This window comes from Streptomyces sp. NPDC085596 (assembly GCF_044541565.1).
Taxonomy (GTDB): Bacteria; Actinomycetota; Actinomycetes; order Streptomycetales; family Streptomycetaceae; genus Streptomyces.
The window spans coordinates 237,633-259,456 of sequence record NZ_JBITTC010000009.1; the positions used below are offsets into that span (position 1 = coordinate 237,633).

At 71.1% G+C, this 21,824-nt stretch carries 21 protein-coding genes; 5 read left to right on the forward strand and 16 right to left on the reverse strand.

Features of this window, described 5'->3' with window-relative positions:
• The first annotated feature begins 95 nt into the window (after window positions 1-95).
• On the forward strand, window positions 96-1,034 hold the full coding sequence (locus tag ACIGA3_RS25285; protein WP_399719778.1) for a GlxA family transcriptional regulator: 939 nt from the start codon (window positions 96-98) through the stop codon (window positions 1,032-1,034).
• A gap of 77 nt (window positions 1,035-1,111) precedes the next feature.
• On the opposite strand, the gene ACIGA3_RS25290 is transcribed toward ACIGA3_RS25285, so the two are convergent.
• The 5 genes from ACIGA3_RS25290 to ACIGA3_RS25310 form a co-directional block, all read right to left on the reverse strand.
• Window positions 1,112-3,331: a putative bifunctional diguanylate cyclase/phosphodiesterase gene (locus tag ACIGA3_RS25290; protein ID WP_399719781.1), complete on the reverse strand. Its 2,220-nt coding sequence runs from the start codon at window positions 3,329-3,331 to the stop codon at window positions 1,112-1,114.
• 260 nt (window positions 3,332-3,591) lie between these two features.
• Window positions 3,592-5,787: an NAD-dependent DNA ligase LigA gene (ligA, locus tag ACIGA3_RS25295; RefSeq protein ID WP_399719784.1), complete on the reverse strand. Its 2,196-nt coding sequence runs from the start codon at window positions 5,785-5,787 to the stop codon at window positions 3,592-3,594.
• Window positions 5,788-5,803: 16 nt separating this feature from the next.
• Complete coding sequence (locus tag ACIGA3_RS25300; RefSeq protein ID WP_399719787.1) at window positions 5,804-6,811, reverse strand: methionine synthase; 1,008 nt, start codon at window positions 6,809-6,811, stop codon at window positions 5,804-5,806.
• 34 nt (window positions 6,812-6,845) lie between these two features.
• Window positions 6,846-7,544: an SDR family oxidoreductase gene (locus ACIGA3_RS25305; protein WP_399719789.1), complete on the reverse strand. Its 699-nt coding sequence runs from the start codon at window positions 7,542-7,544 to the stop codon at window positions 6,846-6,848.
• Window positions 7,545-7,551: 7 nt separating this feature from the next.
• Window positions 7,552-8,091, reverse strand: coding sequence for a TIGR00730 family Rossman fold protein (locus ACIGA3_RS25310; protein WP_399719920.1), 540 nt, complete (start codon window positions 8,089-8,091; stop codon window positions 7,552-7,554).
• 51 nt (window positions 8,092-8,142) lie between these two features.
• Here ACIGA3_RS25310 and ACIGA3_RS25315 point away from each other — a divergent pair, with 51 nt between their 5' ends.
• The gene (locus ACIGA3_RS25315; protein ID WP_399719792.1) at window positions 8,143-8,466 is read left to right on the forward strand and encodes a DUF427 domain-containing protein; all 324 of its coding nucleotides are present in this window, start codon (window positions 8,143-8,145) and stop codon (window positions 8,464-8,466) included.
• A gap of 64 nt (window positions 8,467-8,530) precedes the next feature.
• Window positions 8,531-9,313: an alpha/beta fold hydrolase gene (locus ACIGA3_RS25320; RefSeq protein WP_399719795.1), complete on the forward strand. Its 783-nt coding sequence runs from the start codon at window positions 8,531-8,533 to the stop codon at window positions 9,311-9,313.
• A gap of 34 nt (window positions 9,314-9,347) precedes the next feature.
• On the opposite strand, the gene mnmA is transcribed toward ACIGA3_RS25320, so the two are convergent.
• Complete coding sequence (gene mnmA, locus ACIGA3_RS25325; protein WP_399719797.1) at window positions 9,348-10,472, reverse strand: tRNA 2-thiouridine(34) synthase MnmA; 1,125 nt, start codon at window positions 10,470-10,472, stop codon at window positions 9,348-9,350.
• Between the two features lie 96 nt (window positions 10,473-10,568).
• Here mnmA and ACIGA3_RS25330 point away from each other — a divergent pair, with 96 nt between their 5' ends.
• Window positions 10,569-11,237 carry an N-acetylmuramoyl-L-alanine amidase gene (locus ACIGA3_RS25330; protein WP_399719800.1) on the forward strand — a complete coding sequence of 223 codons (669 nt, stop codon included), beginning with the start codon at window positions 10,569-10,571 and terminating at the stop codon, window positions 11,235-11,237.
• On the opposite strand, the gene ACIGA3_RS25335 is transcribed toward ACIGA3_RS25330, so the two are convergent.
• The 3 genes from ACIGA3_RS25335 to ACIGA3_RS25345 are packed head-to-tail and all read right to left on the reverse strand — an operon-like array spanning window position 11,234 to window position 12,933.
• A complete protein-coding gene (locus ACIGA3_RS25335; protein WP_399719803.1) occupies window positions 11,234-12,403 on the reverse strand; it encodes a cysteine desulfurase family protein in 1,170 nt (389 codons plus the stop codon). The genes ACIGA3_RS25330 and ACIGA3_RS25335 overlap by 4 nt on opposite strands.
• A 55-nt stretch (window positions 12,404-12,458) precedes the next feature.
• Entirely contained in the window at window positions 12,459-12,731 is a 273-nt protein-coding gene (locus ACIGA3_RS25340; RefSeq protein ID WP_399719806.1) for a DUF4190 domain-containing protein, read from the reverse strand.
• Window positions 12,732-12,768: 37 nt separating this feature from the next.
• Window positions 12,769-12,933: a hypothetical protein gene (locus tag ACIGA3_RS25345; protein WP_399719809.1), complete on the reverse strand. Its 165-nt coding sequence runs from the start codon at window positions 12,931-12,933 to the stop codon at window positions 12,769-12,771.
• A 121-nt stretch (window positions 12,934-13,054) separates the two neighbouring features.
• Here ACIGA3_RS25345 and ACIGA3_RS25350 point away from each other — a divergent pair, with 121 nt between their 5' ends.
• Window positions 13,055-13,702 carry a TetR family transcriptional regulator gene (locus tag ACIGA3_RS25350; protein WP_399719811.1) on the forward strand — a complete coding sequence of 216 codons (648 nt, stop codon included), beginning with the start codon at window positions 13,055-13,057 and terminating at the stop codon, window positions 13,700-13,702.
• 10 nt (window positions 13,703-13,712) lie between these two features.
• On the opposite strand, the gene ACIGA3_RS25355 is transcribed toward ACIGA3_RS25350, so the two are convergent.
• From ACIGA3_RS25355 to ACIGA3_RS25385, 7 genes are all read right to left on the reverse strand, one after another.
• On the reverse strand, window positions 13,713-14,573 hold the full coding sequence (locus ACIGA3_RS25355; protein ID WP_399719814.1) for a thioesterase family protein: 861 nt from the start codon (window positions 14,571-14,573) through the stop codon (window positions 13,713-13,715).
• Between the two features lie 76 nt (window positions 14,574-14,649).
• Window positions 14,650-15,309 (reverse strand): trimeric intracellular cation channel family protein, encoded by a 660-nt coding sequence (locus ACIGA3_RS25360; RefSeq protein WP_399719817.1) that lies wholly within the window; start codon window positions 15,307-15,309, stop codon window positions 14,650-14,652.
• An 84-nt stretch (window positions 15,310-15,393) separates the two neighbouring features.
• A complete protein-coding gene (locus ACIGA3_RS25365) occupies window positions 15,394-16,728 on the reverse strand; it encodes an ABC transporter ATP-binding protein (protein WP_399719820.1) in 1,335 nt (444 codons plus the stop codon).
• The gene (locus ACIGA3_RS25370; protein WP_399719822.1) at window positions 16,725-17,831 is read right to left on the reverse strand and encodes an ABC transporter ATP-binding protein; all 1,107 of its coding nucleotides are present in this window, start codon (window positions 17,829-17,831) and stop codon (window positions 16,725-16,727) included. The genes ACIGA3_RS25365 and ACIGA3_RS25370 overlap by 4 nt, the downstream gene beginning before the upstream one ends.
• Window positions 17,828-18,835, reverse strand: a complete 1,008-nt coding sequence (locus tag ACIGA3_RS25375) for an ABC transporter permease (protein ID WP_399719824.1) — start codon at window positions 18,833-18,835, stop codon at window positions 17,828-17,830. The genes ACIGA3_RS25370 and ACIGA3_RS25375 overlap by 4 nt, the downstream gene beginning before the upstream one ends.
• Before the next feature lie 72 nt (window positions 18,836-18,907).
• Window positions 18,908-20,653, reverse strand: coding sequence for an ABC transporter substrate-binding protein (locus ACIGA3_RS25380; protein ID WP_399719827.1), 1,746 nt, complete (start codon window positions 20,651-20,653; stop codon window positions 18,908-18,910).
• A 56-nt stretch (window positions 20,654-20,709) separates the two neighbouring features.
• Window positions 20,710-21,708 (reverse strand): ABC transporter permease, encoded by a 999-nt coding sequence (locus ACIGA3_RS25385; protein WP_399719829.1) that lies wholly within the window; start codon window positions 21,706-21,708, stop codon window positions 20,710-20,712.
• Between the last annotated feature and the right edge of the window lie 116 nt (window positions 21,709-21,824).

Here is a 21,824-nt window from a genome sequence, read left to right on the forward strand (position 1 = left end):
ACGGGATATCGCCAAGCCTCGCGCGATGCCTCTGAGCTGGTCCGAGCCGGGATTTCGAAGCGGTCGGATCCTGCGCGGGTGAGTATGTTCGTGCCATGCACACCGTCGCCGTCCTCGCGCTGGACCAGGTGATCCCGTTCGACCTGTCCACCCCGATCGAGGTCTTCACCCGCACCCGCCTCCCGGACGGCCGCCCCGGCTACCGCATCCGCGTGTGCGCCGAGCACCCGGAGACCGACGCGGGCGCCTTCGCCCTGCGTGCACCCTGGGGGCTGGAGGGGCTCAAGGGCGCCGACACGGTGATCGTGCCCGGTACCGCCGACCCCGCCGCGCCGCTCGCTCCCGCCGTCCGTGACGCCCTGCGGGCGGCCGCCGGGGAGGGCACGCGTATCGCCTCCATCTGTTCGGGCACCTTCGTCCTGGCCGCCACCGGGCTGCTCGACGGGCTACGGGCCACCACCCACTGGGCCGCGGCCGGCCTCCTGGCCGGCGCCCACCCGGAGATCGAGGTCGACCCGGACGTCCTGTACGTCGACAACGGCCAGATCCTGACCTCGGCCGGAGCCGCCGCGGGCCTGGACCTGTGCCTGCACATGATCCGCCGCGACTACGGCTCGGCGGTCGCCGCCGACGCCGCCCGGCTCTCCGTCATGCCCCTGGAACGCGAGGGCGGACAGGCGCAGTTCATCGTCCACGATCACGCGCCCACGCCCCACGGCTCCGCGTTCGAGCCCCTGCTCGACTGGCTGCGGGACAACCTGGGCGCCGACCTCACCCTCGACGGCATCGCCGCCCACGCCGGAACCAGCAAGCGCACCCTGATACGCCGCTTCCGCGAACAGACCGGCACCACGCCGTTGCAGTGGCTGCACCGTGCCCGCGTCCGCCAGGCCCAGCATCTGCTGGAGACCACCGAGCAGTCCGTGGAACGCATCGGCGCCCAGGTCGGATTCGGCTCCCCCACGGCCTTCCGCGACCGCTTCAAGCGCACCACCGGGGTGAGCCCCCACGCCTACCGCCGCTCCTTCAGCTGACCGGCGGACGGGGCTCGGTCCGGGTCCCGGGTCCGGGTGCTCGAGGGCGAAACGTTACCGCTGCCTGGGCCGGGGGCTCACTCCGCCGCGGGGAGTGCCGCGCGCGGGCGCTGCCAGCCTCGGGCGCCTCGGGCCTTCAGCCAGGCCGTCGTCTCCTCGGGGGGCATCGCGGCGGCCACCAGCCAGCCCTGTACGGCGTCGCAGCGCAGGTCGCGGAGGTGTTCCCAGGTCTCGTCGTCCTCGACGCCCTCGGCGACGACCACGAGGCCCAGGGAGTGCGCGAGGTCCACCGTGCAGCGGACGATCGCCGCGTCCTCGGCGTCCACCGCGAGCCGGGCCACGAAGGAGCGGTCGATCTTCAGTTCGCTGACCGGCAGCCGCCTCAGGTGGACCAGCGAGGAGTAGCCGGTGCCGAAGTCGTCCAGGGACATCTTCACGCCGTGCCCGGCGAGCGCGGCCAGGGTGTCGGCGGCCCGCTGCGGGTCCTCCAGCAGCACGTGCTCGGTGATCTCCAGCTGGAGCGCCCCCGCCGGGACCCCGTGCCGGGCCAGCCGGGCGGCGACGGAACCGGCGAAGCCGGGGGTGTGCACATCGCGCGGGGAGACGTTCACCGCGACCGGTACCCGCAGCCCCTGTTCGCGCCAGCGGGCGACCTGCGCGAGCGCGGTCTCCAGGACGTACTCGGTGAGGTGCGGCATCAGCCCGGAGGACTCGGCTATCGCTATGAACTCGTCCGGCGGCACCTTGCCCCGCTCCGGGTGCACCCACCGCACCAGCGCCTCCAGCCCGGCCACCTGGCCGTCGAAGCGGACCTTGGGCTGGTAGTGCAGCTGGACCTCGCGCGCGTCCAGCGCCCGGCGCAGATCGCCCAACAGGGCGAGGCGGTCCGGGGTGTTGGAGTCCCGCTTGGACTCGTACGCCTCCACGCCGGTGCGGTCCCGCTTGGCCTGGTACATCGCCACGTCCGCGCGCCGCAGCATGCCCTCGGCGTCCAGCGCGTGGTCGGGGAAGACGGCGACGCCCGCGCTGGCCTCCAGCACGAGCGTGAGTCCGTCCAGGTCGAGCGGCGAGCTGAGCGCGGTGACCAGCCCGCGGGCGACGCGGGTGGCCGACGTCGTGGAGTCGGCCACCGGCAGTAAGACGGCGAACTCGTCCCCGCCCAGCCGCGCGGCCTCCGCCCCGCGCGGCAGGGCGTTCTGCAGCCGGTCGGCGATCTGCAACAGCAGCCGGTCCCCGGCGAGATGGCCGAGGGTGTCGTTGACCGACCGGAAGCGGTCGAGGTCGATCAGCATCAGGGCGGAGCGCGCGCCGATGCGTTCGGCGTCGTCGAGCGCGGTCCAGATCCGCTCCAGCAGCCACTGCCGGTTGGGCAGTCCGGTCAGCGGGTCGCGCAACTGCTCCTCCGCGCGGGCCCGCGCCATCCACAGGGTGGAGTCCAGCGCGATCAGCGGGATGGCGAACAGCGGCAGCAGCACCGGCCGGGCGTCGGCGACCACGCACACCAGCGGCGCGATGCCGAGCAGCGCGACGGCGACGAGTCCCTGCCGGACCAGCGCGGTACGGGCGATGGTGGGCACCCCGCCCCCGCGCGGGGCGTGCAGGTACCACAGCAGCCCCTGGCTGACGACGAGGTACGCCCCCGCCGCGAGCACCACCTCGGGGACGGTGCCCAGGTCCCAGCCGCCGGGCCGCCAGGGTTCCTCCACGCTGCCCACCCGGCCGAAGGCGCCGAGCACCAGGGCTCCGGCGCTGATGCCGAGGATGTCCACCGCGCCGTGCAGCAGGCCCTGCCGCCAGCAGTTGCGCCGGGCCGCACCGACCAGGACGACGACGGTGAGGCTGACCAGTCCGGCCGGGACCCAGCCGTACAGCAGCAGCGTGGCGAGGGTGAGCGCGGCGCCGGAGGCGGTGCCGCCGCCCCAGCGGGCGCGGCCCAGCATGACGAGATGGCCGACGACGAGTCCGGTGAGCAGCGCCAGCGCCCACCCGGCCGTTCCGGCGGGGAAGAGCGCGTGGCCGCCGCTGAAGGCGCCGTAGAGCCCGGCGCCGAGGGCCAGCGCGGCCGCGGCGGCGAGGGCGGTGGGCAACGTGGGTGTCTGCGCGCGCTGTTGAGGGTCCTGCGGTGGGGCGAGGTCGGCGGCGAGGACCACCGTCGCGTGCGGATCGACCCCGCAGGTACCGGAGTTCGGCCCCGCTCGGTCCTTGCCGCGTCCGGTCCACCGGTTCCCCCGCCACGCGCCCGCGCGGCGGCGCAGGCGCTGCCGTGAGCCGGGGGCGGCGTTCTCGGTCGGTTCCATACCCGTCCCTCTCACAGCCGGCGGTGCCCACGCCACGCGGCCCTAGCCCCGAGGACCGTCAGCGGCTCGGCGGTGGAAAGCCCTTCCCCGTGCCGGCTGCCCGGCACGGGGATGCACCGGCCGCGGCTGGGCACGGCGGGCGCACCCCTCAACAGTAGGCCGCGGAGGGCTTCCTCGGGCAGCGGTCGTGGACGGTCGCCCGAATGCGTACGGGCCACCCGTATGCATCTGATATGCGCCGAACGGGTGGCCTTCAACCGCTACTCCCCGGTCGGAAGCGCGACTTCGGCCGCCGCCTCGGGTCCGCGCTCCAGCAGGACGGCGAATCCGTCCTCGTCCAGCACCGGCACCTTGAGCTGCATCGCCTTGTCGTACTTGGAGCCGGGGTTGTCGCCGACGACCACGAAGGAGGTCTTCTTGGAGACGGACCCGGTCACCTTCGCGCCCCGGCTCTGGAGCGCGTCCTTGGCGCCGTCGCGGGTGAAGTTCTCCAGCGTGCCGGTGACGACGACGGTCATCCCCTCCAGCGGGCGGGGGCCCTCGTCCTCGCCGGTGGCCTCCTCCTCCAGCGGGACTCCGGCCGCCTTCCACTTGCGCACGATCTCGCGGTGCCAGTCCTCGGCGAACCACTCCTTGAGCGCGGCGGCGATGATGGGGCCCACGCCGTCGGTGGCGGCCAGCTCTTCCTCCGTGGCCTGTTCGATGCGGTCGACGGACCGGAACTCGCGGGCGAGCGCCTGTGCGGCGACGGGGCCGACATGACGGATCGACAGGCCGTTGAGGAACCGGGCGAGCGGGCGCCGCTTGGCCGCCTCGATGTGCTCCAGCAGGGAGAGGGTGTTCTTCTTCGGCTCGCCCTTCTGGTTGGCGAAGACGGTGACGACCTTCTCCTCGCCGGTCTTCGGGTCGCGCTTGGGCAGTCCGCTGTCGGGGTCCAGCACATGCGCCTTGATGGGCAGCAGCTTCTCCACCGTGAGGTCGAACAGGTCGCCCTCGTCGACCAGGGGCGGGTCGGCGGGCTCCAGCGGCCGGGTGAGCGCGGCGGCGGCGACCCCGCCGAAGTGCTCGATGTCCAGGCACTCGCGGCCCGCGAGATAGGCGACGCGCTCACGCAACTGGGCCGGGCAGGTGCGGGCGTTGGGGCAGCGGAGGTCGATGTCGCCCTCCTTCATGGCCCTGAGCGGGGTGCCGCACTCGGGGCACTCGGCGGGCATCACGAACTCCCGCTCGCTGCCGTCCCTGAGGTCGGCGACGGGGCCGAGGATCTCCGGGATGACGTCACCGGCCTTGCGCAGCACCACGGTGTCACCGATGAGCACGCCCTTGGCCTTGACGACCTCCTGGTTGTGCAGGGTGGCGAACTCGACCTCGCTGCCCGCGACCGTGACCGGCTCGACCTGGGCGTACGGGGTGACGCGGCCGGTGCGGCCGACGCCCACCTTGATGTCGATGAGCTTGGTGTTGACCTCCTCCGGCGCGTACTTGTACGCGATGGCCCAGCGCGGGGCACGCGCGGTGGAGCCGAGACGGCCCTGGAGGCGGATCTCGTCGAGCTTCACGACGACGCCGTCGATCTCGTGGTCCACGGAGTGCCGGTGCTCGCCGTAGTACGCGATGAACTCCCGTACGCCGTCGAGGTCGTCGACCACGCGGTTGTACGGGGAGGTCGGCAGGCCCCAGGTGCCCAGCAGGCCGTACGCCTCGGACAGGCGGGTCAGGCCGCTGAAGCCCTCCAGGGCGCCGATGCCGTGGACGACCATGTGCAGCGGGCGGCCGGCGGTGACGCGCGGGTCCTTCTGGCGCAGCGAACCGGCCGCCGCGTTGCGGGGGTTGGCGAAGGGCTTCTCCCCGGCGGCCACCAGACGCTCGTTCAGCTCCAGGAACCTGTCCATCGGGAAGTAGACCTCGCCGCGGATCTCCACGAGGTCGGGCACCTTGTCGCCGTTCAGGCGGTCGGGGATGTCGGTGATGGTGCGGACGTTGGGGGTGATGTCCTCACCGGTGCGGCCGTCGCCCCGGGTGGCGGCGCGGGTGAGGCGGCCGTGTTCGTAGGTGAGGTTGACGGCGAGGCCGTCGACCTTCAGCTCGCACAGGAAGTGGTAGGTCTGCTCGCCGAGTTCGCGGGCGATGCGGTCGGCCCAGGCGGCGAGTTCCTCGTCGTTGAAGGTGTTGTCCAGGGACAGCATCCGCTCGCGGTGCGCGACCGCGGTGAACTCGGTCTCGTAGGACCCGGCGACCTTCTGGGTGGGTGAGTCCGGGGTGCGCAGCTCCGGGAACTCCTCCTCCAGGGCCTCCAGGGTCTTCAGGAGGTTGTCGAACTCCGCGTCGCTGACGACGGGAGCGTCCTTCACGTAGTACCGGAAGCGGTGCTCCTCGACCTGCTCCGCGAGCCGCCCGTGCCTCTCGCGCGCCTCGGCGGGCACCGCCGTCGTCGCCGCTTGCTTGTCGCCGGCCACCGTGTGGTCCTCCCAGTCACTCAGGGTTGTCCGCGAGGGATCTCGCCGCCCGGACGCAGTGGGCGAGTGCCTGGCGGGCATAGGCGGGGGAAGCACCCGCGAGACCGCACGTGGGCGTGAGTGTGACCGCCTCCGCGAGCAGCCCCGGTCGCAGCCCCAGCCTGCGCCACAGCGTCCTGACACCCATGACGCTACCGGCAGGGTCTGACAACGGGGCATCCGTGCCGGGCACGACACCGGCGAACAGCCGGGTGCCGCCCTCGACGGCCTCGCCGATCGTGTCGTCGTCACGCTCGGTGAGAAGGGCGAAGTCGAAGGAGACGGCGTCGGTGCCCGCGCGGCGCAGTAGCGCGAACGGCACGTCGGGGGCGCAGGAGTGGACGACGGTGGGACCGCGGTCGTTCGCGCCGAGCACCTCGCGCAGGCCGGACTCCACGACCTGCCGGTCCACGGCGCGGTGGGTGCGATAGCCGCTGGCGGTACGGATCTGCCCGCGCAGTACGGCGGTGAGGGAGGGCTCGTCGAGCTGGAGCACCACGCGGGCGCCGGGGATGCGGCGGCGGACGTCGGCGAGGTGCAGGCGCAGGCCCTCGGCGAGCGAGGCGGTGAGGTCGCGGCAGGCGCCGGGGTCGGACAGCACCGCCTCGCCGCCCCGGAGTTCCAGCGCGGCGGCCAGCGTCCAGGGGCCGACCGCCTGCACCTTGAGGTCGCCCTCGTAGCCCTGGGTGAACTCCTCCAGGGCGTCGAGGTCCTGGCGCAGCCACGCGTGCGCGCGCCGGGTGTCGCGGCCGGGCCGGTCGGACAGCCGCCAGCCGCTGGGCTCCACGCGCGCGTACAGCTCGACGAGCATCCCGGCGGTGCGGCCGATCATGTCGGCGCCGGGGCCGCGCGCGGGCAGCTCGGCGAGGTACGGGAAGTCCTCCAGGCTGCCGGTGACGGTCTTGGCGGTCTCGAGCGCGTCCTCGCCGGGCATCGAACCGACGCCGGTGGCCGCGGGGAAGGTGACCTGGGTGTTCTCACTCACCCCGGCAGGGTATGCCGTGCCGGGCGCGGGTGCGTCAGCGGCCGGGGCGCACGGTCAGGTCGTTGATCTCGGCGTCCCTGGGCAGGTCCAGGGCGAGCAGGATGGTGTCGGCGACCGACTCGGGGTCGATGAACCGCGCGGGCTCGTACTCCTTGCCCTCCTGCTGGTGCACCTTGGCCTGCATGGGGCTGGCGGTGCGGCCGGGGTAGACCGAGGTGACCCGGACGCCGCCCGCGTGCTCCTCGTGGCGCAGCGAGTCCGCGAGGGCCTTCAGCCCGTGCTTGGAGGCGGCGTACGCGGACCAGCCCGCGTGGGCGTTGAGTCCGGCGCCGGAGTTGACGAAGAGGACCTGGCCGCGGGCGGCGCGCAGTTGTGGCAGGAAGTGCCGGGTCAGCTCGGCGGGGGCGATCAGGTTGACGTTGAGCTGGTGGCGCCAGGACTTGGGGGTGAGGTCACCGACGTCGCCGAGGTCGACGACCCCGGCGATGTGCAGCAGCGAGTCCACGCGGTCCGGCAGCGACTGGTGGGAGAAGGCCCAGGACAGCTTGTCGGGGTCGGCGAGGTCGCCCACCAGGGTGCGGGCGCCGGGGAACTCGGCCGCCAGTTCCTTGGCGCGGGCCGCGTCGCGCGCGTGGAGGACGAGTTCGTCCCCGCGCGCGTGCAGACGGCGGGCGACGGCGGCGCCGATGCCGGAACCGGCGCCGGTGATCACATGAGTAGCCATGCCCGCCATGGTCGCATCAGCTCGCGCCGAGGGACTCCTCCAGGTGGGCCAGGGCGGCGGCCGGCTCGGCGGCGAAGAACATCAGCTCCGACAGCGGGCGCGGCAGGAAGCCCTCGGCCTCCATGCGGCGGAACTGCTGCTCCAGGCCGTCGTAGAAGCCGGCGGTGTTGAGCAGCACCACGGGCTTGGTGGTGCGGCCGTGCTTCTTCAGCTCCAGGATCTCGGTGGCCTCGTCCAGGGTGCCGGTGCCGCCGACCATGATGACCACGGCGTCGGCCTTCTGAAGCAGCAGCCGCTTGCGCTCGGCGAGGTCGGCGGCGACCACCATCTCGTCGGCGCCGGGCCGCGCGACCGCCGACAGGAACTCCACGGAGACGCCCACGAGCCTGCCTCCGGCCTCCTGCACGCCGTCGGCGACGACCTTCATCAGACCGGAGTCCGAGCCGCCCCAGACGAGCGTGTGTCCGCCCTTGCCGATCAGTTTCCCGAACTCCCGCGCGGGGCGCGTGTAGCGCTCGTCGAGGTCGGCGGCGGAGAGGAAGACGCAGATGTTCATGCCGCCCACGGTACGCGGGAACATCGGCGGCTTCCCCAGTGCTTTTCCGGTATGGCACATGGACACACGATCACCATCGAAGAGGGCGAGCAGCATGTGCGCGTCGCACACGACGGCCAGGTGCTCGCGGAGACCGACCGCCCCTTGGTCCTGCACGAGACGGGCTGTCCGCCCCGGTACTACCTCCCCGCCGAGGACGTCCGGCTCGATCTGCTGACCCCGTCGGACACCCACACCGACTGCCCCTTCAAGGGCACCGCGTCCTATTGGTCGCTGCCGGACGCGCCCGATCTGGTGTGGGCGTACCCGGACCCGAAACCGGAGGTGGCCCGGATCAAGGACCACTACTGCTTCTACGCGCCCGAAGTGGCGTGACCTCGCGGCGCGCCGCCGTGTCGTGACCGGTGACTCCGGCAGCCGTACGGCAGTCTCCACGGGCATGGACAAGAAGACGACTTCCCTCGACGGCACCTCTCTCGCGTACCGCGTGACCGGTGAGGGGCCCACGGTGATCCTGGTGAGCGGCGCGATGTCCACCGGTCTCACGCTCGCACCGCTGGCGGCGGCGCTCGCGGACCGCTGCCGGGCCGTCGTCTACGACCGCCGGGGCCGGGGCGCGAGCGGCGACAGCGTGCCGTACGCGGTGGAGCGCGAGGTGGAGGACCTGGCCGCGCTGATGGCGGCCGTGGGCGGCGAGGCGGCGCTGTTCGGGCTGTCGTCGGGCGGCGCGCTGGCGCTCCTGGCGGCCGCGAGCGGGCTGCCGGTGCGTCGGACGGCGGTGTACGAGGTGCCGTTCAACGACTTCCTGCCGGAGGGCCCGGAGCGGCAGGTGGCGTACGCGGCGGCCCTGGACGTGGCGCTGGCGGCGGGCGACCTGGGCGAGGCGGCGGAGCTGTTCCTGCGGCTGACCGGGCTGGCTGACGAGATGATCCGGCGGGCCCGCCAGTCCCCCATGTGGCCCGGCCTGGAGCTGCTCGCGCCGAGCCTCGCCCACGACGCGGCCCTGATGGGTGACGGTCTGCTGCCGGCGGACGCGCTGGCCCGGGTGCCGGGGCCGGTGCTGTCGGTCGCGGGCAGCATGAGCCCCCGGTGGCTGCGCGCGGGCGCCCAGGCGGTCGCGGAGGCGGTGCCGGACGGGGCGTACGCGGTGCTGGAGGGGCAGACGCACGCGGTGGAGCCGGCCGTCCTCGCGCCGGTGCTGGCCGACTTCGTCACCGGCTGAGCCCGGCCGGGGTGGTCCCGGCCGGGCGCACGGCTCAGACCGTGGCGGCCGTGGCGCGGGTGGTGGTGGCGATGGTCGCCGAGCCGACCACGCGCGTGCCGTCGTACAGCACGATCGCCTGGCCGGGGGCGACGCCCCGGACGGGCTCGGTGAAGGTGACGCGCAGTTCGCCGTCCACCAGCTCGGCGTCGACCTCGGTCTCGCCGCCGTGGGCGCGCAGCTGGGCGGTGTAGGTGCCGGGGCCCTCGGGGGCGGTGCCGCACCAGCGGGGCTTGATCGCGGTGAGCGCGGTGACGTCCAGGGCGGCGGCCGGGCCGACGGTGACGGTGTTGGTGACCGGGGAGATGTCCAGGACGTAGCGCGGCTTGCCGTCGGGGGCCGGGGTGCCCAGGCGCAGGCCCTTGCGCTGGCCGATGGTGTAGCCGTAGGCGCCCTCGTGGGTGCCGAGGCGGTTGCCGTCCTCGTCGACGATGTCGCCCTCGGCCTTGCCGAGCCGGTCGGCGAGGAAGCCCTGGGTGTCGCCGTCGGCGATGAAGCAGATGTCGTGCGAGTCGGGCTTCTTGGCCACGGCCAGGCCCCTGCGCTCGGCCTCCGCGCGGATCTCGTCCTTGGTGGTGACCGTGTCCCCGAGGGGGAACAGGGCGTGCGCGAGCTGGCGGTCGTCCAGCACGCCGAGGACGTAGGACTGGTCCTTGGCCATGTCGGAGGCGCGGTGCAGCTCGCGGTTGCCGTCCTCGTCCACGAGCACCTTGGCGTAGTGGCCGGTGCAGACCGCGTCGAAGCCCAGCGCGAGCGCCTTGTCCAGCAGCGCGGCGAACTTGATCTTCTCGTTGCAGCGCAGGCACGGGTTGGGGGTGCGGCCGGCCTCGTACTCGGCGACGAAGTCCTCGACCACGTCCTCGCGGAAGCGGTCGGCGAGGTCCCAGACGTAGAACGGGATGCCGATGACGTCGGCGGCGCGGCGGGCGTCGCGGGAGTCCTCGATGGTGCAACAGCCCCGCGCGCCGGTCCGGAAGGATTGCGGGTTCGCGGAGAGCGCGAGGTGGACGCCGGTCACGTCGTGACCGGCTTCCGCGGCGCGCGCGGCGGCGACGGCGGAGTCCACGCCACCGGACATGGCGGCGAGGACGCGGAGGGGGCGCGGCGAGGTCTCAGTCATAGCCCTTCCAGGGTACGGGGCGACGGGAACCGGGGACGCCGGGTGTGCGTTGGTGATCACGAGGGGTTCGCTGGAAACGGGGCGTACGGGGTGGAGATGGACGACGGGGACCGCAAACTGGGCCGGCGCGCGCTGCTCGTGGGCGGCGCGGTGGCCGCCGCGGGAGCGGCCGCGCTGGCCCATGAGGAGCTGGCCCGGCTGTACTGGCGGCTGCCGGGCGTGGAGCGGGCGAGGGTGCCGGGCGCGGTGGACTTCGCGGGCGCCCGCTGGGTGGCGGCCTCCCCCGCCAACTACCGGCACGCGGACCGCCCGGACGACTACCCGGTGGACCGGGTGGTCGTCCATGTCACCCAGGGCGGTTACGCGTCGGCGGTGAAGGTGTTCCAGGACCCGGCGCACCAGGCGGCGGCGCACTACATCGTGCGCGCGGACGGCCGTGTGACCCAGCTCATCCGGGAGCTGGACGTGGCCTTCCACGCGGGCAACCGGTCCTTCAACGAGCGCAGTGTCGGCATCGAGCACGTCGGCTTCGTGGACGACCCGAAGTCCTTCACGGACGCGATGTACGCCTCCTCGGCCCGGCTGACGGCCGCCATATGCGCGCGGTACGGCATGCCGGTGGACCGGGAGCACATCATCGGCCACGTCGAGGTGCCGGGCACGGACCACACGGACCCCGGCCCGCACTGGGACTGGGACCGCTACATACGCCTGACGCGGAAGGCACGCACGGCACTCGGCAGGACGCCGGCCAAGCCGGCCTAGACCAGTCCGGCCGCGCGGGCGCGTTCCACGGCGGGGCCGATGGACTTGGCGACGGCGTCCACGTCGTCCTGGGTGGAGGTGTGGCCGAGCGAGAAGCGCAGGGTGCCGCGGGCCAGGTCGGGGTCGGTGCCGGTGGCGAGCAGGACGTGGCTGGGCTGGGCGACGCCCGCGGTGCAGGCGGAGCCGGTGGAGCACTCGATGCCCTGGGCGTCCAGCAGCAGGAGCAGGGAGTCGCCCTCGCAGCCGGGGAAGGTGAAGTGGGCGTTGGCGGGCAGCCGGCCGCCGGGTGCCGGGTCGCCGCCGAGCAGGGCGTCCGGGACGGCGGCGCGTACGGCGTCCACCAGCCGGTCGCGCAGGGCGCCGATCTCGCGGGCGAACCACTCCTGCCGTTCGGCGGCGAGGCGTCCGGCGACCGCGAAGGAGGCGATGGCGGGCACGTCCAGGGTGCCGGAGCGGACATGGCGCTCCTGGCCGCCGCCGTGCAGCACGGGCACGGGGCTGTGCTCGCGGCCGAGCAGCAGGGCGCCGATGCCGTAGGGGCCGCCGACCTTGTGGCCGGAGACGGTCATCGCGGCGAGCCCGGAGGCGGCGAAGTCGACCGGCACCTGACCGAACGCCTGCACCGCGTCGGCATGCAGCGGCACCCCGGACTCGGCCGCCACCTGGCTGAGCTCACGCACCGGCATCAGGGTGCCGATCTCGTTGTTGGCCCACATCACGGTGGCCAGCGCGACATCGTCGGGGTTGCGGGCGATGGCCTCGCGCAGCACCTCGGGGTGGACCCGGCCATACGCGTCGACGGGGAGGTACTCGACGGTGGCGCCCTCGTGCTCGCCGAGCCAGTGCACGGCGTCCAGGACGGCGTGGTGCTCGACCGGGCTGGCCAGCACCCGGACCCGCTTCGGGTCGGCGGCGCGGCGGGACCAGTACAGGCCCTTGACGGCGAGGTTGTCGGCCTCGGTGCCGCCGGAGGTGAACACGACCTCGCTGGGACGGGCGCCGAGCGCCTCGGCGAGGGTTTCGCGGGACTCCTCGACGGTGCGGCGGGCCCGGCGGCCGGAGGCGTGCAGGGAGGACGCGTTGCCGGTGACGCTCAGCTGCGCGGTCAGCGCCTGCGCCGCCTCGGGGAGCATCGGGGTCGTGGCCGCGTGGTCGAGGTAAGCCATGGTGACGCCGATTCTACGGGCCACCGGCGCAGGCTCCGGGCCCGGCTCCGGCGCCTCACAGGCTCCAGGACACCGTGTCGGTCAGCTGCATGGCGAGGACCAGGACCACGATGTCGGCCACACCGAGCGCCATGCCCAGACAGGCGCGGCCCCGGCGGCGCGTGCCGCGCCACAGCGAGACGGCCGCGAGGACGATGGCGACGGGGCCCAGGAAGAGGTTGAGGACGAGCAGCCCGAGCAGGCCGAGGATGAAGGACGCGACGGCCATGCCGTCGGCGTCGCGCGGCCTCGCCTCGACGTGACCGGTGGCAGGTGCGGTGAGATGCATGGTGCTCAGCTCCTGATGGTCGGTGCGGGCGGGCGGGTCAGTGAGTGGTGGTGCGACGGCGGCCATGGCGCTCACGGACGGCGAAGACGACGAGCCAGACACCGATGAAGCCGGCGACGGCGAGACTGACCGGCAGCGGTACGTGGGCCACGGTGCCGAGCGCGACACCGAGCAGCATGAGTGCGGCGACGAGGAACAGCATGGTTTCGATCCCCCCTCAGGGACGTCTCGGTGAACAGTTGTAGTAACACTTGTTCACTGACCCTGAGTCTAACCCTCCGCGCGGCTTTCCAATTCCGGAGAACAGTTGTTAACTGGATGACATGAGTCACACCCTCGGCATCCGGCAGGCCCAGAAGCAGAAGACCCGTCAGGCGTTCCTGGACGCGGCGCTGGTGCTGCTGGAGGAGCAGAGCCTGAGCAGTCTGGGGCTGCGCGAGGTGACCCGTGCCGTGGGGGTGGCGCCGACCGCCTTCTACCGGCACTTCCGCTCCACCGAGGATCTCGGGGTGGCCCTGGTCGACGAGGCGCTGGGCAGCCTGCACCCGATGGTGGGGCCGACGGTGTCGGCGGTGAACGACCCGGAGGAACGCATCGGCCGCGCGGTCGAGTTGATCGACCAGCATGTACGGGCCTTCCCGGCGCACGTCCGCTTCATCGCCCGTGAGCGGCACGGCGGGGTGCAGCCGGTGCGCGAGGCCATCCGGGACCAGCTCGCGCGGTTCACCGAGGAGGTGAAGGCCGAACTGGCCGAGGACCGGGAGTCGGAGGGCTGGGGGGACGACGACCTGACGATGCTCGCGCATCTCTACGTCGACCAGATGCTGATCACGGCCCAGCTCTTCCTGGAGGCGCTGGAGGCCCCCCGGGGCGAGTGGGAGCGCGTGACCCGGCTGGCCATCCGGCAACTGCGCCTGATCACCCTCGGCAGCAGGCACTGGATGGACCAGGACACGCCCTTCGCACCCTGAGGAACGCGGCTCAGCCCAGGCGGACGCGGGCGAGCTGGCGGGACTGGGCGACCAGGCGGTCCTCGCTGTCCCAGACCTCGGCGTCCTCCTCCAGGAAGCCGCCGGCCAGATTGCGGGTGGTGATGGACACCCGCAGCGGACCCGGTGCGGGCCGGTGCCGTACATGCACGGTCAGTTCGACGGTGGGCACCCAGCCGGTGAGCCCGATCTCGAACGCGGTCGGCGGCAGCGCGTCCACCGCGAGCAGCAGCGAGAACGGGTCCGCGTCCCGGCCGTCGGCCAGCCCGAACCAGGCCCGCATCTCGCCCTTGCCGGAGGGCGCGCCGACCGCCCAGCCGACGGTGGCCGGGTCCAGCTTGAGCATCAGCCGCTCGGTGATGGCCGAACTGCCGTCGACCGGCGCCGGACCGTCCTCGGTGCCGAGGCAGCGCTCCAGGGGCGGGATCGCGGGCGGGACGGCCGTCGTCCGCACGTCGTCGGGGAGGGCAGCCAGGTCCCCGTAGGAGGCGAGGACGCGGATGCGCTCGACCTCGTTGCCCTCGGCGTCGTACTGGAAGAGCGACGCCTGACCGGTGGAGAGGGTGCGGCCGGTGCGCACGGTCTCGGTGCGGATGACCGCCGGGCCGGGCTGGGAGGCCGTCAGATAGTGCGCGGAGACGGTGAACGGGTCCGGATGCGGGAGCGTGTCCGCGAGGGCCCGGCCGAGCACGGCCAGCAGATAGCCGCCGTTGACGGCGTTGATGATGGTCCAGCCGGCCGAGAGGTCGATGTCGTAGACACCGGGCGCACGCCGGACGACCTCGGTGTCACGGTCGAACTCGCTGTCGCCGATCACGGCTCGAGTGGCGGGGGCGGAGGCTGCTTCTGGCATGGGTGAACGGTACAACAGCTAATTACTAAGCGGTAGCTTTCTGCGTTGCGGCCGCGTGAACAGCCGGTTGGACAGCTCATTCCTCGGTCACGGTGGAGCGGCGGTTCCAGGCGCGCGGCGCCCGCCAGTGGAACTTCATGGCCAGCAGCCGCAGCACGAACGCGGTGGCGGCGGCGGTCCCGCTGGTGACGGAGGTCAGCGCGTCGAAGCGGATGCACAGCACCGCCATGGTGGCGCCGACGATCGCGGGCACCGCGTACAGGTCACGGTCCCAGCGCAGCAGCGAGGGCACTTCGTTGGCGAGCACGTCGCGCAGCACACCACCGCCGACAGCGGTGGCCAGGCCCAGAGTGGCGGAGGCGGTCAGGCCGAGTCCGTGGCTGTACGCCTTGGTGGTGCCGGTGACGCAGAAGAGGCCGAGTCCGGCCGCGTCGAAGACGAGCACCGCCGACTGGATGCGCTCCACGTGCGGGTGGAGGAAGAAGACCACGACCGTGGCGAGCAGCGGGGTGACGAAGAACCCGAGGTCGGTGAAGGCCGCCGGGGGCACGGCCCCGATGATCAGGTCGCGGATCAGCCCCCCGCCCAGCGCGGTCACCTCGGCGAGGACGGCCATGCCGAACACGTCGAAGTTCTTCCGGACGGCCAGCAGGGCGCCGGAGATGGCGAACACGAAGATGCCGATGACATCGAGCGTGTGCTGGACGGAGGGACTGAAGAGTTGATCGAGCTGCACCCGCACATTCTGACCTGTCGCGGGGTGCGTACCTTGCGAAGCAAGGCGGGAGGGGCGGCCGCCGAGTGAACGGCGGCCGCCGGCTCACTTCTCGTCGGCTGCCTTCTCGGTGGCCGTCTTCTCCGTGTCGGCCTTGGTCGCCTTGTCCGGCTCGGCCTTGGTCGCCTTGTCCGGCTCGGCCGCCTTGTCCACCTCGGTCACCGCGGGCTTCTCCGCCTCGGGTTCCTTGGTGGCGACGGTCTCCGCGACCTCCGCGGCGACCGCTGCCGAGGTCTCCGCCGACTCCTCCAGCACCGAGTCCGGCACCAGCTCGGAGGCTTCCTTCGCCGCCGTCAGCAGGACGGTGTCCTGCGGAGCCTGGTCGGCGAAGTTCTCCGGGTGGTGGCAGGCGACCCGCTGGCCGGGCCGCAGCTCCAGCAGCTGGGGCTCGGTGGTCCTGCAGATCTCCGTCGCCTTCCAGCACCGGGTGTGGAACCGGCAGCCGGAGGGCGGCGAGATCGGCGAGGGCACGTCGCCGCGGAGCAGGATGCGGTCGCTCTTGGCGCCCCGGCGCTTGGGGTCCGGCACCGGCACGGCCGACATCAGCGCCTTGGTGTACGGGTGCATCGGCGCCTCGTACAGCGAGGTGCGGTCCGCGATCTCGACCATCTTGCCGAGGTACATCACCGCGATCCGGTCCGAGACGTGCCGGACGACGGAGAGGTCGTGCGCGATGATCACGTAGGTCAGGCCCAGTTCCTCCTGGAGGTCGTCCATGAGGTTGACGACCTGGGCCTGGATCGACACGTCCAGCGCGGAGACCGGCTCGTCGGCGACGACCAGCTTCGGCTTCAGCGCGAGCGCGCGGGCGATACCGATGCGCTGACGCTGGCCGCCGGAGAACTCGTGGGGGTAGCGGTTGTAGTGCTCGGGGCTCAGGCCGACCAGTTCCAGCAGCCGCTGGACCTCCTTCTTCACCCCGCCCTCGGGCTCGACGTTCTGCAGCCGGAAGGGCGCCGAGACGATCGAGCCGATGGTGTGACGAGGGTTCAGGGAGCCGTACGGGTCCTGGAAGATCATCTGGATGTCCCGCCGGAGCGGGCGCATCCGGCCGCTGCTCAGCCGCGTGATGTCCTGGCCTTCGAAGGTGATCGTGCCACCGGTCGGGTCCTGGAGGCGGGTGATGACCCTGCCCATGGTGGACTTGCCGCAGCCCGACTCGCCGACCACGCCCAGGGTCTCGCCCTTGCGCACCTCGAAGTCGATGCCGTCCACGGCCTTCACCGCACCGACCTGGCGCTGAAGGATGCCCTTCTTGATCGGGAAGTGCTTGGTCAGGCCCTCGACGCGGAGCAGCACGTCAGGGTCGTCCTGGCCGGGCGCGGGGGCCGGCGCCTGCCGCGGGATCGCGGACCCGCCGGTTTTCTTGGTCTCAGTCACAGCTTCGGCGCAATCTCTTCGGTCCAGATCCGCTCGCGGTCCTCGGCCGAGAGGTGGCAGGCGGTCCAGTGCCGCCCGGCGTCCACCAGCTCCAGCTCGGGACGCACGGTGCGGGTGACGTTCCCCTTGGGGACGTCCGCGTAGGGGCAGCGCGGATTGAACGCACAGCCCGAGGGGACGTTGATGAGGCTCGGCGGCTGGCCCTTGACGGGGATCAGCCGTTCCTCGGTCACCCGGTCGATGCGGGGCATCGAGCCGAGCAGACCCCAGGTGTAGGGGTGTTGCGGCTTCTCGAAGATCTCGTCGACCGGGCCGCGCTCCACACACCGGCCGCCGTACATCACCAGCACGTCGTCGGCGATCTCGGCGACCACACCGAGGTCGTGGGTGATCATCATGACCGCGGAGCCGAACTCCTTCTGCAGGTCCCGGATCAGGTCCAGGATCTGCGCCTGCACGGTCACGTCGAGCGCGGTGGTCGGCTCGTCCGCGATGAGCAGTTCGGGGTCGTTGACCAGGGCCATGGCGATCATGGCGCGCTGGCGCATACCGCCGGAGAACTCGTGCGGGTAGCTGTCCACGCGCTTGGCCGGCTCGGGAATGCCGACCCGGTCCAGCATCTCGATGGCGCGCTTGCGCGCCACCTTCTTGCTGACGTTGTGGTGGACCCGGTACGCCTCCACGATCTGGTTGCCGATCGTGTAGTACGGGTGCATCGCCGACAGCGGGTCCTGGAAGATCATCGCCATCTCACGGCCGCGGAGCTTGCGCACCTCGTCCGGGGAAGCGGAGACCAGTTCCTTGCCGCCGAGCCGGATCTCACCGGACATCTGCACGTTCTTGCCGCGGGCGCCGAGCCGGTGCAGGCCCATGATGGCGAGCGAGGTGACGGACTTGCCGGAGCCGGACTCACCGACGACGGCGAGCGTCCTGCCCTTCTCCAGCGAGAAGTTGAGCCCGTCGACGGACTTGACGAGGCCGTCGTCGGTCGGGAAGTGCACCTTGAGGTCACGGACCTCCAGAAACGCCTCGGATGCCGTGGCGGGGGAACCGGGAGAACCCTTCTCCCCCACGGCGGCGCCGGTCTTGGAAAGTTCGGTCACGAGAGCCTCACGCGCGGGTCGGCGGCCGCGTACACCACGTCCACCAGAAGATTTGCGATCACGACGAAGAAGGCGGCGAGCATGGTCACGCCGAGGATCTTGGGCAGGTCGTTGTCGGTGATGCCCTGCACCGCGTACTGGCCGATGCCGGGCAGCGAGAACACCGACTCCGTGATCACCGCGCCACCGAGCAGCAGACCGATGTCCATGCCGAAGACCGTGATGATCGGGGTGAGGGCGGCGCGCAGTCCGTGCCGGAACACGACCCGCTTCTCACGCAGGCCCTTGGCGCGGGCCGTGCGGATGAAGTCCTCGTTCATCGTCTCCAGCATGCCCGACCGCGTCAGGCGCGCATAGATGGCCGAGTACAGCAGAGCCAGCGAACACCAGGCCGGGAAAAGGGTATTGGCCCACTGACCGGGGTTCTCGGTGAACGGAACGTAGGTGCTGCCGAAGATCGGCCACTGGTACACGAAGAGCAGGATCGCGAGGTTGCCCGTGAAGAACATCGGCAGCGAGACGCCGGCGAGGGCCACGCCCATGAAGGTGCGGTCGAGGAACGAGCGCGGCTTCAGCGCCGAGATGACACCGGCGATCACACCCGAGATCAGCCACAGCACCGCGGCACCCAGCGCCAGCGAGAGGGTGATCGGAAGGCGGGAGGTGAGCTCGGGCCAGACCGCCTGGTGGTTCTTGAAGGAGTAACCGAAGCACGGCGCGTCACAGTGCACCGTGGTGGGGCCGAGGTCGTAGGTCGCGCCGGACACGATCCCCTTGATGAAATGCCAGTACTGCTCGTAAATAGGCTGGTCCAGGCCGAGGTTGTGCTTGACCGCGGCGATGTCCGCCTTCGACGGGCTCTTACCGATGTACTGCTGCGCCAGTTGATCCGCTGTCTGCCCGGCCAGCCGTGGCAGCAGGAAGAAGATGGCGAAGGTGACCGCGGAGACGACGAGCAGCAGGACCACTGCCGCCAGCGTCCGGCGGAGGATGTACGAGATCACGGGGACCGGCGCTGGTGCCCGCGGGTCAGAAGACCCGCGGGCACCAATGCCTTCACCTGCCTTCCGGGGCTGCTACTTCTGGGTGGTGCCGATGTTGAGGTAGTCGTACTGACCGCTGAAGGCAGCCGTGGAGACCAGGTTGGTGTAGTTGACCGGGCGGGCCAGCAGCACCTTGAAGTAGGTCAGCGGGACGATGACCGCGTCATCCATGGTCTTCTTGTCGATCTGCGCGTACAACGTGTTGCGCTCGGACTCGCTCTGGGTCGCGATGGACTTGCCCAGCAGCGTGTTGACGTCCTTGTTGTCGTACTGCGACAGGTTGGTGTTGCCGGACTGGCTGATCGCCTTGCCGTTCAGGATCTGCTGCAGGAAGCCGTAGCCGGAGGGCCAGTCGGCACCCCACTGCATCATCTCCAGGCCGATGTTCTGCTTCTCGGTGAACTTCGGCACACCGGCGTAGTCGGTGAAGTACTTGCCCGACGGGTACTGCTTGAGGGTGGCGTCGATGCCGACCTTCTTCAGCGAGTTGATGATCGCCGTGGCGGCGTCGATCTCCGGCTGACGGTCGGAACGCGCCGAGATGTTGGTGGAGATGCTCGACTTGCCGCAGGCCTTGAGCTGCGCCTTGGCCTTGGCCACGTCGCCCTTGCTGCCGGCGGTGGCGTAGGCGTCGGCCTTCTCGTAGCCCGTGATGTCGGGCGGCAGGACGGTGGAGGCGATGTCGCCGCGGATCGGGCCGCCCTCGGCGGTCTGCACCGAGACCTTGTCGATCGCGTACTGCACGGCCTTGCGGCACTCGACCTTGTCGAACGGCTTCACCTTGGTGTTGATCGCCATGTAGACGAGACGGCCACCGAAGGTGTTGTCCGTGCCGGCCTTCTTGCTCTGGTCGGCGAGGACCTGGGCCTGGGTCGAGGACTGGACACCCGTGCCGGCGAGGTCGATCGCGTTGCCCGCGAGGACGTCCTTGTCGATCGTGTCCGCGTTGACCTTCAGCTTGACGACGATCTTGTCCGGAAGCTGCTTGCGCAGGGTGTCGTTCTTCGCGTCCCAGTTCTTGTTGCGGACGAGGACGGCCTGCTTGCCGTCGTCGTAGCTCTCGAACTGGTAGGAACCCGAGGAAACGATGTTCTTGACGTAGTCGACGCCGTTGTCCTTGGCCTGCGGCACCGGCGCGGTCTGCGGCGCGGCGACCAGGTAGTCGAACTCCTGGAACGCCTGCTTCAGGTGGAAGACGATCGTGGTGTCGTCCGGCGTCGCGATGGAGGACAGGCCCTTGGCGTTCTTGTCCTTGTAGGGGCCCTTGTACTTGTCGCCGCCGGCCAGCAACTGCTGGAAGTAGTTCGGGCCGAGGGAGAGCACGTCACGCGCGAAGTTGGACCGCTCGACGGCGTACTTGACGTCCTTCGAGGTGATCGGCGTGCCGTCCTGGTACTTCAGGCCCGGACGCAGCTTGTACGTCCAGGTCTTGCCGCCGTCGCTCGGGACGCCCTTGCCGGCCGCGAGGTCCGGGACCAGGGTGTTGCCCTTCTCGCCGGGAGCCGGCTGGAAGGTCATCAGCGGGCGGGCCCACAGCCGGCTGAGGTTGTACATGTACGCGTAGTACGTGTTGCCCGGGTCGAACGAGTCCGGGACGTCGGACAGTTCGTAGGTGACCGTCCCGCCCTTCTTGTCCGAGGCATTGACGACGGCCTTGGTCGCGGCGTTGGCCCCGGCCGACTTGGCGTCGCTCTTGTTGTCATCGGCCTTGCTGCAACCTGCAACGAGCAGGCTCGCGGAGCCAATGGCCGCTATGGCGGCCAGCGCTGACCTTCGCATGATGGGCGCTTTCCCCTTCACTGTCGGAAATTCTGGTGGACTCGTCGCGGCAGACGTCAGCGGCTGCGCGGGTCGAGAGCATCGCGGAGACCGTCACCCAGCAGGTTGAACGCCAGGACAGTCAGGAAGATGGCGAGACCGGGGACGATCATGTACTGCGGATCGACCTGGTAGAAGTTGACCGCGTCGCGGAGCATGCCGCCCCAGGACGCCTGCGGGGGCTGGATGCCGACGCCGAGGAAGCTCAAGGACGCCTCGAAGAGGATGTTGGTCGGGATCAGCAGCGTCGAGTAGACGATGATCGGGCCGACCAGGTTCGGCATCAGCTCGCGGAAGAGGATGTACGGGCCCTTGGCGCCCATGCCGCGCGAGGCGTCCACGAACTCACGCTCCCGCAGGGCGAGGGTCTGGCCGCGCACGATCCGGCCCAGGTAGGGCCAGTTGAAGAAGCCGATGACGAAGATCAGCACGCCCAGGTGGAGCGGCAGGCCCGTGAGGCCGAACGCGCCGCCCTGGAGGGTGGCCGAGATCGCGATGGCGAAGAGCAGCAGGGGGAAGGCGAGGAAGGTGTCCATCAGACGGCTGATGACCGAGTCGACCCGGCCGCCGTAGTAGCCGGCGACCACACCGAGGATCGCGCCGATCACGTTGGACAGGATGGTGGCGCCGAAGGCGACCACCAGCGAAACCCAGGAGCCCTCGAGGATGCGGGTGGCGGTGTCACGGCCGAACTTCGGGTCCACACCGAGCGGGTGGTCGAGGCTCATGCCGCCCCAAGCCCCCTTGGGAAGGGAGGTGTTGGGGTCGATCAGGTCCTGGTGGAAGGCGTTGGGGTCCAGCCCGAAGGCGGCCTGGATCGGCCGGGCGAGCACCGCCATCACGACCAGGAGGATGACGATGACGCCTCCGGCGACGGCGGCCTTGTCCTTCTTGAAACGGGACCAGGCGATCTGCCCGAGAGAACGACCCTCGATCTGCCCCTTACCGGCGCCGTCGAGCACAGCCTCAGGCTGTACCTCGGCTTCGGCTCCGGTGGTCTCGATCGGTGCGGTCACAGTGACCTGACCCCTCTCGCCGGTGGTGACCGGCCTGTGCCTGCCGCGGATCGCGGCTTCGTCGACTTGCACTCGATCACGAAGTCTTCACTTCGTGCTCTGTTCGGGAGTCTTCA

Excerpts from the sequence above, each read along its gene's own strand:
- ACIGA3_RS25285 (WP_399719778.1), top strand. The coding sequence starts at position 96 with ATGCACACCGTCGCCGTCCTCGCGCTGGACCAGGTGATCCCGTTCGAC.
- ACIGA3_RS25290 (WP_399719781.1), bottom strand. The coding sequence starts at position 3,331 with ATGGAACCGACCGAGAACGCCGCCCCCGGCTCACGGCAGCGCCTGCGC.
- ACIGA3_RS25305 (WP_399719789.1), bottom strand. The coding sequence starts at position 7,544 with ATGGCGGGCATGGCTACTCATGTGATCACCGGCGCCGGTTCCGGCATC.
- ACIGA3_RS25310 (WP_399719920.1), bottom strand. The coding sequence starts at position 8,091 with ATGAACATCTGCGTCTTCCTCTCCGCCGCCGACCTCGACGAGCGCTAC.
- ACIGA3_RS25315 (WP_399719792.1), top strand. The coding sequence starts at position 8,143 with ATGGCACATGGACACACGATCACCATCGAAGAGGGCGAGCAGCATGTG.
- ACIGA3_RS25320 (WP_399719795.1), top strand. The coding sequence starts at position 8,531 with ATGGACAAGAAGACGACTTCCCTCGACGGCACCTCTCTCGCGTACCGC.
- mnmA (WP_399719797.1), bottom strand. The coding sequence starts at position 10,472 with ATGACTGAGACCTCGCCGCGCCCCCTCCGCGTCCTCGCCGCCATGTCC.
- ACIGA3_RS25330 (WP_399719800.1), top strand. The coding sequence starts at position 10,569 with ATGGACGACGGGGACCGCAAACTGGGCCGGCGCGCGCTGCTCGTGGGC.
- ACIGA3_RS25335 (WP_399719803.1), bottom strand. The coding sequence starts at position 12,403 with ATGGCTTACCTCGACCACGCGGCCACGACCCCGATGCTCCCCGAGGCG.
- ACIGA3_RS25340 (WP_399719806.1), bottom strand. The coding sequence starts at position 12,731 with ATGCATCTCACCGCACCTGCCACCGGTCACGTCGAGGCGAGGCCGCGC.
- ACIGA3_RS25345 (WP_399719809.1), bottom strand. The coding sequence starts at position 12,933 with ATGCTGTTCCTCGTCGCCGCACTCATGCTGCTCGGTGTCGCGCTCGGC.
- ACIGA3_RS25350 (WP_399719811.1), top strand. The coding sequence starts at position 13,055 with ATGAGTCACACCCTCGGCATCCGGCAGGCCCAGAAGCAGAAGACCCGT.
- ACIGA3_RS25355 (WP_399719814.1), bottom strand. The coding sequence starts at position 14,573 with ATGCCAGAAGCAGCCTCCGCCCCCGCCACTCGAGCCGTGATCGGCGAC.
- ACIGA3_RS25380 (WP_399719827.1), bottom strand. The coding sequence starts at position 20,653 with ATGCGAAGGTCAGCGCTGGCCGCCATAGCGGCCATTGGCTCCGCGAGC.